Raw genomic sequence first — 15,658 nt, 5'->3', positions numbered from 1 at the left:
TGAGGAACAAGCGGAATTGGTCTTAAATGTCGTCTTCCCATTGCTCATCATCTCCCTGATTGACAGACTTTATCGCCTCTTTAACAATATGGCCCGGAAAACCGCGACGCAGTAAAAAGCCCATCAGCTTACGACGTCGCTCCGCTTCAGCGCCCTTCAAGCTTCTCCACTTCTTCTCTGCCAGCTTATTCGCCGCCGCTATTTCCTCTTCTTCCGAAATCGCGGATACTGCTTCCAATGCAGCTGATTTGGATACTCCACGCATGCTCAGCTCCTGCCGAATCATCAGCCTTCCCTTCAGACTGCTTCTCATTCTGCTTTCAGCGAATAGCTGCGCATATTGTACATCATCGACAAGCCCTTCCCGTTCCAAACGGTCCAGTGCATATTCTATGTGCTCGTTTGCCAGCTCTTTGCGCTCCAAATACTGATGAAGCTGCTTTCTAGTGCGCGGCTTGGCCCCCAAGTAGGCGACGGCCTTGCGATAGGCTTCGAATCGTTCATCCTCCCGCTTAATCTCCGATAACAGTTCATCCTGCAATACCCCGCCTTTCATCAAACGATAGCGGATAAGAATATCCTCGTGAACAGTTAATACCGGTTCTTCCTCTCCAATATAAATGTCGTACCGCTTCCTGTCCTTCTTCTGGGGGCGTACACTGACAATGATCCAGTCCTCCAGCCTTCCGCCTTCCCTCAATGCTCACCAGCTCCTTCTCCTACAAAATGAAAACCGCTCCCAAGCAGCGGGAGCGGCGATCTATTACAGCAAATCTCCGAGTACGTCTTCTTCGTCTTGATCTTCAGAGAGCTTCGCTCCCGGAGCGATTACGCCCAAATTGCTGGCTTCCCGAATCTTCGTCTCAATCTGAGAAGTCACTTCGGGATGATCCTTCAAGTATTGCTTCGCATTCTCCCGTCCTTGCCCTAATCTCTCTCCTTCGTAAGAAAACCATGCACCGCTCTTCTGCACGAGGTCCATCTCCACGCCAATGTCGATGATGCTGCCTTCCTTGGAGATTCCTTCGCCGTACATTATATCGATTTCCGCTTGCTTGAAAGGAGGGGCCACCTTGTTCTTCACGACTTTGATGCGCGTACGGTTGCCCACCATATCGTTGCCCTGCTTCAAGGTCTCAATTCTCCGAACATCCAGCCTGACGCTGGAATAGAATTTCAGAGCCCGTCCGCCAGGCGTCGTCTCCGGATTGCCGAACATGACGCCAACCTTCTCCCGCAGCTGGTTAATGAAGATGGCGATCGTCTTGGACTTCGCAATTGCGCCGGATAGCTTGCGCAACGCCTGGGACATGAGCCGAGCCTGCAAACCCACATGAGAATCTCCCATATCTCCCTCTATCTCCGCCTTCGGCACAAGCGCCGCAACAGAGTCCACAACAACGATGTCCACAGCGCCGCTGCGCACGAGAGCCTCCGCTATCTCTAACGCTTGCTCGCCCGTGTCCGGCTGGGACAACAGCAGCTCGTCAATGTTGACGCCCAGCTTGCTGGCGTATAACGGATCAAGCGCATGCTCTGCGTCTATGAAGGCAGCTTGTCCGCCTGCGCGCTGCACCTCTGCAATTGCGTGAAGCGCAACTGTCGTCTTACCGGAAGACTCCGGTCCGTATACCTCAATAACTCTTCCCCGCGGAAATCCCCCTATGCCGAGGGCAATATCTAAAGCAAGCGAGCCGCTAGGCACGGTTTCCACTTGCATATGTCCCGATTCACCTAATTTCATGATAGAGCCTTTGCCGAATTGCTTTTCAATTTGACGAAGAGCGTTGTCTAACGCAGCGCGACGATCACTCAATCCATTCACATCCTTCATGATTTATATTAGTATGATACCTCTTTTCGAAGCTGTTGCCAATAGTTTTTCGAACAAACATTCGTAAAATTATCACCGTCCTCCTCCAACAAGAGAATAAAAAAAACCGCAGCAAAGTAATCCTCGCCACGGTTCTTCCGATAATTACCTATAAGTATAGCGGCATTTAGCCCTCACGACAACCCGAAAATGGAAAATTTATCGTATAGGGTGCGCTCGTTCTATGATTCGGACGGTTCCCCGACACCGTTATCACTGCTGTTCCTAAGCGACTGCCAGAGCCGATATAGCACAGCCTTGACAGCTCGCAGCCGAATAGAGCTGCGGTCTCCGCTGAGATGAGTCGTGTGAACGACCGTATCCTTCCCCCGCTCCGCGATGCCGAAGTAGACTAGTCCCACAGGCTTTCCTTCCGACGGAGCCGGACCCGCAACACCCGTCAGCGAGATACCGTAATCCGCGCCGGCTATGTCCATCACGCGCTCGGCCATCATCGCTGCCGTAGACTCGCTTACCGCTCCAGGGGCTCCTTCGCCCTCCAGTTGCTCCATCGGGATGCCAAGCAGCTTGTGCTTCATCTCATTCGTATACGTGACAACGCCGCCTACGAACTCGCCGCTGCTTCCAGGAACGCTTGTAACAAGCTCGGCGAACAATCCGCCGCTGCAGCTTTCTGCGCTTGCCAGACGGCGTCTGGAGGCTCTTAGGAGGCGAACGATCACTTCCTCAATCGGCACATCTTCTTCGGCATACAGATGGTCGCCCAGCCTTCTGCGAATCTCCCCGATAGCCTCATCAAGCCTTCCGTCAGCTTCTGCAGGATCGGTCGACTTCGTGGATACCCGAATCGCCACCTCGCCTTCCTTGGCATAAGGCGCAAGAGTAGGATCGCTCTGCCCTTGAATCAGATCAATCAATCGCTCCTCCAGGCTGGATTCGCCGATGCCGGCGAACTTAAGCAAGCGGGAGTAGAGCGGCCGGGACTCCCCTAGCATGGCCGTTAGCCATTCCGATGCGGCGCCTTCCAGCATCGCCTTCATCTCTCTTGGCGGACCGGGCAGCAAGATATACATGGTACCGTCCGCTTCCAGCGCATTGCCGACGGCAAGGCCTACCGTATTCTCAAGGGGATGACTGTCCTCCAGCATCAGCGCCTGACGGCGGTTGCTTTCGACCATCTCGATTCCGCGGGAAGCGAACATCTCCTCGATGACGGCCATGGAAGGCTCGTGAATGATAAGCTTGCGATTCAAGTATTCTCCCAGCACATCCTTGGTCAGATCGTCCTGGGTCGGTCCCAGCCCCCCTGTGAACAACAACAGATCCGCCCTGCTTCTCGCAATTTCGATCGCTTGACGAAGCCGCTGCCTGTTGTCGCCCACTACCGTTTGGAAGTATACATCAATGCCCAGCTCAGCAAGCTTGCGAGATATATCTCTAGCATTTGTATTCACAATTTGTCCCAGCAATAATTCCGTGCCTACTGCTATCATTTCCGCCCTCATCGTCAGCCTCCATCCAAATTAGCGTTATATCTATGGCAATCCCAACAAGACAGGCAAGAAGCACTTCTGTCACTTAGATTAGCAGAAGTGCTTCCGATGATTACTCTACAGGAATGAGATGCTTGTTCTTGATGAAGTAATCAATGCCCGAGTAGACCGTAATAATTGCGGCGATCCAGCTTGCAATGACATCGAACGGGAAGTGAATCAGCGCGAACGGGAAGTTGTTGAGCAGCAAGGCGACAATCATTGTAATCTGAATGGCAGTCTTCCATTTCCCCCATTTGCTGGCTGCCATCACGGACCCCTCCAGTAAAGCGATCTGGCGCAATCCTGTTACAGCGAACTCACGGCTGATGATAACGATGGCGATCAGCGAATTCAGCTTATCCATCTCCACAAGCGAGATCAGCACCGCCGCGACAAGCAGCTTGTCCGCTAGCGGATCAAGCAGCTTGCCCAGATTAGTGACCAGCTTGTTCTTACGCGCAATATATCCGTCCAGTCCGTCAGTACTGGCTGCAATTATAAAAATAAGGGCTGCTACAATCTGATTGTAAGTAATCGCAAAATCGGAAATACGCAGTGTGCCCAAATCAAATTGCACGAGCAGGAAGAACATAATGACCGGAACGAGAAAAATTCTGGCCAGCGTTATTCGATTCGGCAAATTCACGCAATTCCCTCCCCAGAGAGGTCAAACTCGTAGGCATGTGTGATCCGAACCTTGCCAATAGATCCGATCTCAGTTCGGCAGTTTGAAATAAAAACTTCTCCGTCGATTTCCGGCGCATCGTACATGGATCGACCGATATACACATCGCTTCGGCCATCGTATCGCTCGACAAGGACATCTAATTCTTTGCCGACGAAGCGACTGCTGTTGTCTCTGGAGACGATGCGCTGAAGCTCCATTAGCGTATTGACACGCCATTCCTTCACGTCATCCGGCACATGATCCGGCAGTCTGACAGCAGGCGTATCTTCTTCGCTGGAATAAGCGAAGACGCCAAGCCTGTCGAATTTCATTTCCTTCACGAATTCGCATAACGCATTGAAGTCTTCCTCCGTCTCACCAGGAAACCCTACAATGAGACTTGTCCGAACGGCTACGTCGGGTATGGATCGACGTATTTTGGAAATAAGTTCTCGCGCATCTTTTTCCCTTCCCGGTCTACGCATGCGCTTCAGTATACGATCCACGCTGTGTTGAAGCGGAATATCAATGTATTTGCATATTTTCGGATTGGATGCGATCGTCTCTATCAATTCGTCGGTGAAAAATCCGGGATAGGCGTAATGAAGACGTACCCACTGGACTCCTTCCACCTCGCTTACGCGCTGCAGAAGCTCCGGAAGCATGAACGTATCGTACAAATCCGTTCCGTAATTCGTGGAGTCCTGAGCGATCAGACTAATCTCCTTTACCCCTTGCGACGCCAGCTGACGCGCCTCCGACACAATGGACTCCATAGATCTGCTACGGAATTTGCCCCTCATGATCGGAATGCTGCAGAAGGTGCAGGCGTTATCGCAGCCCTCCGCAATTTTCACGTAAGCAGTATAGCGAGGCGTCGTTACGACTCGCGGCAGGCTTTCCTCATAGTTAAATACGGGATTGCCCACCCGTATCGGCTTCTTGCCGCGCAGCGCTTCGTCGACGATTTCATTGATATGATGGAAATCTCCAGTGCCTACAATACCGTCAATTTCCGGCATCTCCTCCATCAACTGCTGCTTATACCGCTGTGTCAGACAACCAGATACGATCAATGCTTTCAACCGTGCCGTTTCCTTCAAGTCAGCCATATTCAATATCGTGTTGACGGACTCTTCCTTGGCCGCATCGATGAAGCCGCAAGTATTCACAATAATAACCGTGGCCTCCTCGGGCTCCTCAACAAGCTTGAAGCCTCGTCCATGAATAAGACCGGACATGATCTCAGAGTCGACCAGATTTTTCTCGCATCCTAAAGTGACTACCTTAACTCGTTCTGTCATTCCCTTTGTTCCAATCCCTTCTGAGTTCCTATTCTTCCCCGCTTGCATCTGTCAGGGGACGCAACAACAGTGACTTAGAGCCTCCCCGATCACCATCGGGAACAAGCACGCCGTCTACCGTAATCTCGGTATAATCGGCTCGACCGGTTCGAATGTAAATGTTCCCGGACAAATCGTATGTGAGCACATCGTCTTTGCTCGCATTTGCATAATAAAGCCTTTTCCCGCTTTTATTGCTGCCTTCATACACTTCCAGCCAAGTACGGCCGGCCAGTCTCAACTCCACTTTACGCAGGATGCCAGCAGGACCGATATCGTATGTATCGACGGAGTCAGAATTTCCGCTCAACGTGACGGTAGCCGGTACTGGTGTCGGTACTGGTGTCGGATTAACCGTTGCTGTTGGTGTCTGCTCTCCGGAAGTAACGTCATTATCCCCTCCCCCCGACTGAGGTGAATTCGTCTCGTCGGTGAATGGCGTATTGCCTACTTTCTCCGGAGAATCTGTATTGTTGTTTAGAGCATAATACCACACGACAGCGACGATTAAAATGAGAAAGGACCACATTAACAAATTAAACCCGACTTTTCCAAGTTTTTCGGAAGCGGGCGATTTGATGCGCTGGGGTTTTCTTGCAGGAAGGGGCTCATTGGACTGTTCGGCTTGCGCGACTGCGGGAACCTCATGCTGATAATAACGAAGCACTTCGTCCGCATCTAACCCTACTGCCTCCGAATAATTCTTAACAAACGCACGCACATAAAAATTGCCGGGCAGCACTCGATAATCTCCGGATTCGATCGCTTCTAGGTAGCGTTTTCTAATCTTGGTCAATTCTTGTATATCATCAAGAGATAAGTTCCGCTCTTCTCTTGCTTTACGAAGCATCGCGCCGAGTTCTGACATGGATAGGCCTCCTTCCGATGAGATGGGTGTTAAAATTCGTCTGAGTAGTGGGATGTAAAGGTTTCATACGTAATCTCTTCATCTGGCGTGTTCCTAAGCTCGACGATGATGTCGAAATGACTGTAATCGTAATGAGATTCCTTCACAAATATGTCGGGATGTTCGATAACCTTGGTTGATGGCATGGTCATAATTTCCTGCAGCAAGCCGTGATGCCTCTCGTTGGAGCGAATCGTGCTCACAATACCATCGATAATGAAGATGTTATTGTGGTCCATCTCTTCTTCTGACAATTGGCTTCTAACCGTCTGGCGAAGCAGAGTGGATGACACGAACGTCCAGCGCTTGTTCGAGCACACGCTTCCCGCAATAATCGACTCTGTCTTCCCGACGCGTGGCATTCCGCGTAGACCGATTACGTGGTTGCCTTCGCGCTTGAACACCTCGCCAAGGAAGTCGACAAGCAAGCCAAGTTCGTCCCTTGTGAACCGAAATGTTTTGCGGTCATCGGAATCGCGTTCAATGTAGCGACCATGACGAACGGCCAGAATGTCAACTATCGTAGGAGTTCTAAGCTTATTAACTGTAATATTGTCTACTTTCTTCAACATCTTCCCGAGCAGCTCAATTTTCTCGTCATCATTTGTTTGTAATAGCATGCCTCTTGTCCGGTCTTCGACGCCATTGATGGTCATAATGTTGACCTCAAGCATCCCAAGCAATGAGGCGATGTCTCCAAGCAGGCCTGGGCGGTTTTTATGTATTTTGTATTCCATGTACCACATTTTTTGTTCCAATTGATTTCACCGCCTATCGCTTTGTCATCATTTATTATAAAGGAAAAGAAGTGCATTGTGCAGCATTCATTTACATACTGCTTACTTGTCTATTCTACAATTTTCGTCACGTTCCTGCAAATGACCTCAATCATGGCAGAAAAGCCTCCATCAGGGAGGCTTTTCTCATTTTTCACCAATAAATTGCATACGAGCGTGCATCCAATATGCATGGTCGTATTAGAGCTACGATTTGTCCACGAGCTTGACCATCAGCCCCGCTATCGTTTTACGTTCCGCTTCATCGCCTACATCCCAAAGCTGTTTCAAGACACGTTCTTCATCGTTTTGGGGATCAACCTTCTCATCAAGGAATGAGCCAATTTCGAACGCCAGGTTAGCAATCGTCTCATCAGTTAAGCCGATTTTTTTACCTTGCGCAACTCGATCCTTCAAAAAATGCTTCCATGTCTCGAACTTGGAAAGGACAGTTGACATGTCTCTTCGCCTCCTATTGTGGTGTTGGAAAAGAATCATCAACAGTGTTAGTATGTACGGATTGCGAAGCGAATATGCGGGTTATTAGCGGAGCAGTGTCACTAGGTAAGCCACCCTCCGTTAGGACTTATAATCTGTCCGGTAATGTACGAGGATTCCGGTAGCGACAAAAAATAAACAAGCGAGGCGATTTCTTCAGTGGAAGCAAATCTCCCTACTGGAATTTCCTGTTCCAGCGCAGCACGTTCTGTCGCATCGAAATTCTCCAACATCTCAGTATCCACCGCTCCGGGAGCGACCGCATTCACTGTTACGCCTGAAGGTGCCAATTCCTTGGCAAGCGCTTTGGTGAATGCGTTCATGCCGCCTTTCGTCGTGGAGTACAATACCTCGCAAGATGCTCCGGACAGCCCCCATACGGAAGAGACGTTAATAATTCGGCCATATCTCTGGCTGATCATATGCGGCATGAATAGCTGGGAAGCCAAAAACATGCCTTTCAAATTGACAGCCATGACGTTATCCCATTCCTGCTCTGTTACATCCGCCAACAGGCCATAGTGGGAGATCCCTCCATTGTTGACCAGCACATCCGGTCTCACGCCATGCGAAGCCAGTTTGTCGCGCATGCGAAGCAGTTGATCGTATGAACGCAAATCCGCAGAGATTGTCATGACATTGGCGCCCAGCGCCATGCATTTGCGTGCCGTTTCATTCGCTTTCTCATGTGAATTCAAATAATGAATGACGATATTGACCCCTTCCGCGGCGAATCGTTTCGCTATGGCAGCTCCGATGCCGCGGCTTCCCCCGGTAATCAATACTGTTGTTTCCTTTAATGTCTTCAATTCGCAGACTGCTCTACAATGGATACGGCCATCTGTTCGAAGTCGAACAACTCTCTCAGTCGTTCATTCACTTCGTCTAACGTGCAATTCTCGTAACAGGCCAGCACATCGAACATATCGTTGTCCCTGAAGCGGTATCTGGTGAACTCGCCTGCTATAGACTCAGGGGAATTGAGCATACGCAAATAACTACCGATTTTTTTCTTCTTCGCTCGTTGAAACACCGCCTCAGGAACACCGGAGGACTTCGCTTCCTGTATAGCCGTTTTAATCGCGTCAATCAGCACATCAGGATCTTGTGTATCACCGCCCATGACAGAGAAGGCATAGCCCTTGCCAGCGTTATATTCGTGTCCGAAGGAATCAGAGATCAGACTCTGTTCGTACAGATGTTGATATAGCGCAGAGCTTGGTCCGATTAACGTCTCTAGCATGAGCTTCGTTGCAATTTCCCGGCGAAGCTGCTCCTTACCGCTCCCCGCAGCTGCATGCTTTTCCTTGAATCCGATCATGCATTTGGGCAATGAGACCGGAAGCTGCGACACTTTACGCGGAATTTTCACGCTAGTCGGCTCATCCTGGAAGTAGCGATGTATTTCTCCTTGCGGCTTGAAGGATTTCGCTGCTTGATTCCTCTTCACTAGTCGGAATACTTCTTCCGCCTCAACGCCGCCGACAACGAAGAGCAACATGTTGGAGGGATGATAGAAGGTCTCATAGCAGTGGTACAACGTCTCCTTGTCGATCTGGTAGATGGAATCTACCGTACCCGCTATGTCGATGTGAACGGGATGATGATGGTAAAGGGCGTCAATTAATCCGAAGTATACACGCCAGTCCGCATTATCTCGATACATGTTAATTTCTTGCTCGATAATGCCCTTCTCTTTGTTTACATTTTCGTCTGTGAAATATGGATTTTGCACAAAATTGATTAGTGTCTCCAGGTTTTCGTATATTTTCTCAGTTGCCGAGAACAAGTATACCGTTCGGTCAAATGTGGTATATGCATTGGCGGAAGCGCCTTGGGAAGCAAATACAGCAAAAACATCTCCTTCCGGCTCTTCAAACATCTTATGCTCTAGAAAATGAGCAATCCCGTCTGGCACTCGTTCAGCCTGCTGCCCCTCCACCGCAAACTCATTGTCGATTGAACCGTATTTCGTCGAGAAGGTGGCATAGGTTTTGTGAAAGCCTTCTTTTGGCAGGACGATTACTTCCAATCCATTATCGAGCACTTCACGGTACAACGTTTCCTCTACATGCTTATAGGATAAAGTCTCCATCGATTACCCCTCCTTCCGATCGCGAAGGAAGTAGATCGTATCCAGTTGGACGCGACTTGCTACTTCCATAATATCCTTCGGTGTCACCGCTTCAATGCCCTGCAGAAGCTCATCGGCGCTTCTGAAGTTGCCCGTCAGAACGCCGTTGAAATCATAGGCGAGCATCTCATAGGCGGAATCCTGCATTTCACGAAGATGATTGGAGATCATTGCCTTCGTCTGGCTCATCTCCAGTTGGGACAGGTTGCCGTCCCGCATGCTCTGAAGTTGCTCCTTGATGATCTCGACAGCCCGCTCGAAGTTGGCGAATTCAATGCCCGACTGAATCGTGCATAATCCCTTGTGTCCGTCAAGACGGGATGAGGCATAATAGGCAAGACTCGCCTTCTCGCGGACATTGATGAACAGCTTGGAATGAGGAAAGCTTCCCAGTATGCCGTTATACATGAGAGCGGCCGGATATAACGGATCGGAGTAACCGATATTCGTCCGCAAGCCCATATTCAGCTTACCCTGACTAACATCCATCTTGTCAACGACTTGCTTTACTTGCTGCACATGATGCATCACCTGCGGAGTCCCGTAAGCGGTCGGGTGGCGGTCAGGCAGCTTGAAGTGCTGGGCAACTAGCGACTGAACCTCTTCAAAAGTGGTGTCACCTACAACATACAAGTCCAATGCGGCTTGCTCCGTCCAATTCCGATACTGATTATACAGGGAAGAAGGCGTAATCGCCTCAATTTCCCCTCTTTGTCCCAATGGATGAAGGCGATACGGTTCGCCGGCACACATTTCTTCCATACATCGTTCGGCTGCGTAGCGGATTTTATCGTTAACGATAGCTTCAAGCCGCTTGCGAAGCGTCTTCTTCTCCGCTTCTACATAGCTGGATCGGAATGCGTTCCCCTCCAACAGCGGATTGCTGACTACATCTCCCAGGAAAGCAATGGAAGAAGCAAGCAAAGACGTATCCGTAGTTACGAAACGATCGTTAATAACATCCATTCGAAATTGTACGATCTGAGACTCGCCACGCTTAAATACGTCAAACCCGAATCCCGCGCCATACAGTTCATCAAGCTTCTCGCGGAACTGTATTGTCTCTGGCGTATTCGCCGTCCCTCTGCGCAGCACGAACGGAATGAGAGCTACTGGCGTCACCGTATCTTCTTTCAGCGGTACCCCCGCGAACAAGGATATGGCAAACGTCTTGAATCTCTTCGTCGGCAGCACATGAATACGAATCGCATGCTGCTGCCCTCTTTGAAATGAGGTCACTCTGTTTGCTCCTTTCAACATTACCGTTTTCATCATTTTACCCCATTGGAAATGGAAGAAGCAACCACATCCGCTTATCGCGAAAGCAGCTGCTTCCCTCCTCTGTATCGCCGCAATTACATGCAAAAGATATGTTTACCGATTGTTTTCACCTGTGGTCTAGTCCAAATCCACTTCGAAGTGGCCGTAACCGGATTGAAATAATAGAGACACCCGCCTGAAGGGTCCCATCCGTTAATCGCATCCATGACCGCATCTCGCGCTTTCTCATTAGGTGTCAGATAGATCTGCCCGTCAGCGACAGCTGTAAATGCACGCGGCTGAAAGATAACTCCGTACACCGTATTGGGGAAGCTCTGTGATCTAAGCCGATTCAGGATGACTGCGGCAACCGCTACCTGACCTTCATATGGTTCGCCTCTCGCTTCGCCGTACACGGCGTTAGCCATAATTTGAATGTCGTTATTCGTCAATCCGAGCCGATTGGAAGGGGCAAGGTTGCTTCCGGACGTTGTACCGCCGCCAGTACCGCCCGTACTTGGTTTGTTCGTCGCGCCAGGCTTCCAGTTTTTTGTAGCATTGACGAGCTTCTGCTTCGTCTTCGCTCCAACAAGTCCGTCCGATTTCAGTCCGAACTTCCATTGGAACCATGTAACGGCCCCTCTCGTCTTGGAACCGAACACACCGTCGATCTTGCCGTCGTAATAACCCAAGAAGGTGAGACGGCCTTGCAGTTCGTACACATCCTGACCCGTCGAACCAACCTTAAGTACCGCATTGCTGAACGTTTCTGTCGTGTTGCTGTTCCCCTTGAGAACAGGGTAAGAGCCTATCACGAGCAGAGCAACGAAGAGGATTGCGACAATTCTATATGTTTTCATTGGGATCTGCCTTTCTCTAGCTAGTTAGTCCGCCTTGGGAAGCGTTGCATGTCACTAGTATGAGAAAGTAATCCATCTTCTATTCGTCTTCCTCCTGTTATGAGCTCACTCGTGATGCATGATATTGTTCCGCTGTCATAAGCACCTCACGAGGTTTGCTTCCTTCATACGGTCCAATAATCGACTTGGCCTCCAATTGATCAATTAACCGGGCAGCTCTTGTATAGCCGACACGAAGCCTGCGTTGAAGCAACGATACAGAGGCTTGCTTGGCTTCCATTACGATGGTCGCAGCTTGCTCGAACAGCTCATCTTGCACAATATCTTCTTCCGTCGATTCCTCGTCGATCTCGGGAACGAGATCTTCCTTGTACTCCGCCTCTTCCCCTTGATCTCTGACGAAGGAGACGAGCGATTCCACCTCCTGATCAGAGAGGAAGGCGCCTTGCACCCGGATTGGCTTGGACATTCCTACGGGCAAGAATAACATGTCCCCTCGACCAAGCAGTTTCTCCGCTCCGGCCATATCCAATATCGTTCTGGAGTCGACCTGCGAAGAAACGCCGAAAGCGATGCGAGAGGGAATATTGGCTTTGATAACGCCTGTTATGACATCGACAGACGGCCTCTGGGTTGCAATGATCAGATGAATGCCGGCTGCGCGGGCCATCTGAGCCAGTCTGGCAATAGCATCTTCCACATCGTTGGCAGCGACCATCATCAGATCAGCTAACTCGTCCACGATTACGACAATATAAGGCAGCAGGGCTGAGGGATTGTCGGCCATTAGCGTATTATATCCTTCAATGTTGCGCGTTGACGACTTGGAGAATAACTCATAGCGCTTCTCCATCTCCACGACGATCTTCTTCAAGGCAAGGGAAGCCCGCTTCGGATTGGTGACGACAGGTGCGAGCAGATGAGGAATGCCGTTATATACATTCAATTCCACCATCTTGGGATCAATCATAAGAAATTTAACTTCATCAGGCTTGGCTTTATACAGAATGCTCGTTATAATGCCGTTAATACAGACGGATTTGCCAGAGCCCGTTGCCCCCGCAACGAGCAGATGGGGCATTCGCGCTAGATTGCCTACGATCGACTGACCGGAGATGTCTCTGCCGAATACAATCGACAGCTTCGCCGTCGAGTTCTGGAAGGCTGGCGTCTCCATCACTTCACGCATCGTGACGACGGAGACTTCTGTATTGGGCACTTCGATTCCTATGGCCGATTTGCCCGGTATTGGCGCTTCCATTCGAATATCCTTTGCCGCCAGCGCCAGCGCAATATCATCGGTCAGACCGACGATTCGGCTCACCTTTACTCCCGTTGCCGGCTGAACCTCGTAACGGGTTACGGCAGGCCCACTGACCACATCCAACACTTTCGCTCGCACTCCGAAGCTTTCAAGCGTCGCTTCCAGCTTCCTTCTTGATTCGTATGTATCGGTGGCATTGCCGCCCTTACCTAACCCACTAGGCTTGTGCAGAAGCGTATATGGGGGCAGTTGATAAGGCTTTGCTAAGTTCTCCGGCAAGCCCGACATCGCATCTTGCGCTGCTTCCCCTTCTTCACCCGACAGCAGCGCCTCGCTGCTTTCTGCTGTTCCGCCCTCATCGTAAGTTGGGAACGCTTCTCCGCCGAATATTTCCTCTTGCTCCTCTATTGCTGGTACCGCCGTCTCGTTGGAGTCAGCATCGCTTACGCTGCCAGAACGCTGTTCGCTCTCCTTCTGTTCTTCTGACAGCGCATCGTTGGGGAGATTCGATGTTGGATCCTGCTCCGCCAACTTCAATGAAGGTTCATCTTCCACCCATGGCGGGTTCTCATCAGACGAAGTGGATGCAGGTGGGCTGTAATTGTCGCTCGTCTTTTCCCACTTGGAGTCTTGTTCCGTCTGCCAAGACGGCATAGTGTCTTGATCCGCTTCATTGGGGTGCAGCCACTCGTCCGCATGCTCTTCCGCTGCTTTGTTCTCCTTCAACTCTTCGTTGTGCCATGAGAAGAATAACGATTTTTGCTTCTTGGCATTAGACTGAACATATCGATGCTCATCTTCTTCGTCATCGATCTTCTCTTCATGAGCATCGATAGCTTTTGCAGCCGTTAAAGCCGCCTTTCTTCGCGATGCCAGCTGATCACGCTTAGCCTTAAGCAGCTTGAACAGCGTCACTGCGTGCTTCTTGACTGTTTTCAATAGCTCTACATAAGATTTTCCGGTTATTAGCATTAGCGCAATAGCATACATAACAAAGTTAACAATAAGCGAAGCATAATAACCGAACAAAGTGAACAGGATGGAATATTGCAGCGCTCCGGTATACCCGCCGCTTATCGATTTATCCCGAATGGATACTTCATCCTGGGGTAATGTGTAAATCAACTGTTCTTTCAAACTACGGTCAAGCGTGACGAGTATCGCCTTACCGCTCAGCGCTTCGCGGTCCAGCCCTTCATATCTTGCGTTGATCTCGGAGATCGAGCTGCTGAGGGTAAGCGCGAGCACGAAGATAAGCAATCCTGTTCTTCGTTGCGTCCAGCCCTTCGGCCAAGCACGCTTGACCATAACGGCAAGACCGACAATAACGCCGACCAGCGCTAGTACAAAATAAAATTTGCCTAGCAAAAGTCCAAACAGCTTCGATAACGCACGGCCAACCGTCGCTTCCCCCGACAATGCAATGATGGAAATCGTAATGAGCAATATACCGTAAACTTCGTATTTTAGAGCTGCGCCAATAGATTTGCTACGTCTCTTTTTTTTCGCCACTGCCTTCACCTCTGGATTCCAATTATAGCATAGGTAAGAAGTGGCGGCTATTGAACCAAGTGAGTTCGGACCAATCGATTTTCCCAGGGCTTACTGCTAATTGTAGATAATATAACTTCCCGGAGTCAGATCCGGTTTTAAATAATCGTTCAGAGAACAGTCCAGAAGTCTGACTATTTTTCCAATTCCCGGCGCGACAGGTGTGATCTGCATTCGGACGCCACGAACCGTCACCTCCTGAAGTTGCTCTTGCGCATCTTCTAGTCCTTGCAGCACCAATTCAAGCGGCATCGTCGTATGAAGCATCGTCATTGTACAATTCCTCCCGTCACGCCTCTTCGTTGTTCAATCATTTCGTTCAACGTTTTCAGTGCGTCTCCCAAGCCGCCGACTGCGTCGATCAGCCCATGCTTGACAGCATCGATCCCGATTACAGTGGTGCCAATATCCCTTGTTAGCTCACCTGTTTTAAATAACAGCTCCTTGAACGTTCCTTCGGTGACATTGGAATGCGATGTTACGAATCTGACTACACGCTCCTGCATCTTGTCCAAATACTCGAAGGTTTGTGGCACACCGATGACAAGTCCTGTCAGTCTGATGGGATGAATCGTCATTGTTGCGGTTTCCGCAATGAACGATTTGTCTCCCGCCACTGCGATCGGCACTCCGATTGAATGGCCTCCGCCTAGCACCAGCGTAACGGTAGGCTTGGATAGCGAGGTAATCATCTCTGCAATGGCAAGTCCCGCTTCCACATCCCCTCCTACAGTATTCAAAACGATTAACACTCCTTCAATTTTCGGATTTTGCTCAGCGGCAACTAATTGAGGAATAATATGCTCATATTTTGTGGTCTTGTTCTGCGGAGGCAATATAAGATGCCCTTCTATCTGTCCGATAATCGTCATGCAGAACAGGTTGGATTCCATAGGGCTTGGAGGAGCGGCAGTTCCAAGCTGTTGAATATTGTCAGCAATTGTCCCCTTGCCTCTATCTTCTCCTGTCGTTACTGTTGATGGTGTTGGCCCCGGCTGTTCTGAGCGATACGGCATGTCGTAATTAGTC

General features: G+C 50.1%; 15 protein-coding genes. All 15 read right to left on the bottom strand.

The window, feature by feature from the left end; all coding sequences use genetic code 11:
• Nucleotides 1-22: 22 nt before the first annotated feature.
• The 15 genes from ACFQ2I_RS09120 to ACFQ2I_RS09050 all read right to left on the bottom strand — a co-directional run bounded on the left by ACFQ2I_RS09120 (nt 23) and on the right by ACFQ2I_RS09050 (nt 15,645).
• Complete coding sequence (locus tag ACFQ2I_RS09120) at nt 23-700, bottom strand: RecX family transcriptional regulator (RefSeq protein ID WP_377563712.1); 678 nt, start codon at nt 698-700, stop codon at nt 23-25.
• 63 nt (nt 701-763) lie between these two features.
• Complete coding sequence (gene recA / locus ACFQ2I_RS09115; protein ID WP_377563710.1) at nt 764-1,816, bottom strand: recombinase RecA; 1,053 nt, start codon at nt 1,814-1,816, stop codon at nt 764-766.
• 239 nt (nt 1,817-2,055) lie between these two features.
• Nucleotides 2,056-3,339, bottom strand: a complete 1,284-nt coding sequence (locus tag ACFQ2I_RS09110) for a competence/damage-inducible protein A (protein ID WP_377563709.1) — start codon at nt 3,337-3,339, stop codon at nt 2,056-2,058.
• A 100-nt stretch (nt 3,340-3,439) separates the two neighbouring features.
• Nucleotides 3,440-4,015 (bottom strand): CDP-diacylglycerol--glycerol-3-phosphate 3-phosphatidyltransferase, encoded by a 576-nt coding sequence (gene pgsA / locus ACFQ2I_RS09105; protein WP_377563708.1) that lies wholly within the window; start codon nt 4,013-4,015, stop codon nt 3,440-3,442.
• Complete coding sequence (gene rimO, locus ACFQ2I_RS09100) at nt 4,012-5,340, bottom strand: 30S ribosomal protein S12 methylthiotransferase RimO (RefSeq protein ID WP_377563707.1); 1,329 nt, start codon at nt 5,338-5,340, stop codon at nt 4,012-4,014. Before rimO ends, pgsA begins: the two co-directional genes overlap by 4 nt.
• A 28-nt stretch (nt 5,341-5,368) precedes the next feature.
• Nucleotides 5,369-6,247, bottom strand: coding sequence for a helix-turn-helix domain-containing protein (locus ACFQ2I_RS09095; protein ID WP_377563706.1), 879 nt, complete (start codon nt 6,245-6,247; stop codon nt 5,369-5,371).
• Nucleotides 6,248-6,276: 29 nt separating this feature from the next.
• Nucleotides 6,277-7,044 carry a DUF3388 domain-containing protein gene (locus ACFQ2I_RS09090; RefSeq protein WP_377563705.1) on the bottom strand — a complete coding sequence of 256 codons (768 nt, stop codon included), beginning with the start codon at nt 7,042-7,044 and terminating at the stop codon, nt 6,277-6,279.
• Between the two features lie 225 nt (nt 7,045-7,269).
• Complete coding sequence (locus ACFQ2I_RS09085) at nt 7,270-7,521, bottom strand: DUF3243 domain-containing protein (RefSeq protein WP_377563704.1); 252 nt, start codon at nt 7,519-7,521, stop codon at nt 7,270-7,272.
• Between the two features lie 101 nt (nt 7,522-7,622).
• Nucleotides 7,623-8,369: an elongation factor P 5-aminopentanone reductase gene (gene ymfI, locus ACFQ2I_RS09080; protein ID WP_377563703.1), complete on the bottom strand. Its 747-nt coding sequence runs from the start codon at nt 8,367-8,369 to the stop codon at nt 7,623-7,625.
• On the bottom strand, nt 8,366-9,655 hold the full coding sequence (gene yfmH, locus ACFQ2I_RS09075; RefSeq protein ID WP_377563702.1) for an EF-P 5-aminopentanol modification-associated protein YfmH: 1,290 nt from the start codon (nt 9,653-9,655) through the stop codon (nt 8,366-8,368). Before yfmH ends, ymfI begins: the two co-directional genes overlap by 4 nt.
• A gap of 3 nt (nt 9,656-9,658) precedes the next feature.
• A complete protein-coding gene (yfmF, locus tag ACFQ2I_RS09070) occupies nt 9,659-10,966 on the bottom strand; it encodes an EF-P 5-aminopentanol modification-associated protein YfmF (protein ID WP_377563701.1) in 1,308 nt (435 codons plus the stop codon).
• 83 nt (nt 10,967-11,049) lie between these two features.
• Nucleotides 11,050-11,814 carry a spore cortex-lytic enzyme gene (sleB, locus tag ACFQ2I_RS09065; RefSeq protein WP_377563700.1) on the bottom strand — a complete coding sequence of 255 codons (765 nt, stop codon included), beginning with the start codon at nt 11,812-11,814 and terminating at the stop codon, nt 11,050-11,052.
• Nucleotides 11,815-11,911: 97 nt separating this feature from the next.
• Entirely contained in the window at nt 11,912-14,590 is a 2,679-nt protein-coding gene (locus ACFQ2I_RS09060) for a DNA translocase FtsK (RefSeq protein ID WP_377563698.1), read from the bottom strand.
• Between the two features lie 96 nt (nt 14,591-14,686).
• Nucleotides 14,687-14,902 (bottom strand): YlzJ-like family protein, encoded by a 216-nt coding sequence (locus ACFQ2I_RS09055; protein WP_377563697.1) that lies wholly within the window; start codon nt 14,900-14,902, stop codon nt 14,687-14,689.
• Nucleotides 14,899-15,645 (bottom strand): ClpP family protease, encoded by a 747-nt coding sequence (locus ACFQ2I_RS09050; RefSeq protein ID WP_377563887.1) that lies wholly within the window; start codon nt 15,643-15,645, stop codon nt 14,899-14,901. The genes ACFQ2I_RS09055 and ACFQ2I_RS09050 overlap by 4 nt, the downstream gene beginning before the upstream one ends.
• Nucleotides 15,646-15,658: the final 13 nt, after the last annotated feature.

The organism is Paenibacillus chungangensis (genome assembly GCF_042675905.1).
GTDB lineage: Bacteria > Bacillota > Bacilli > Paenibacillales > Paenibacillaceae > Pristimantibacillus > Pristimantibacillus chungangensis.
This window is presented reverse-complemented; position numbering and strand designations above follow the sequence as displayed.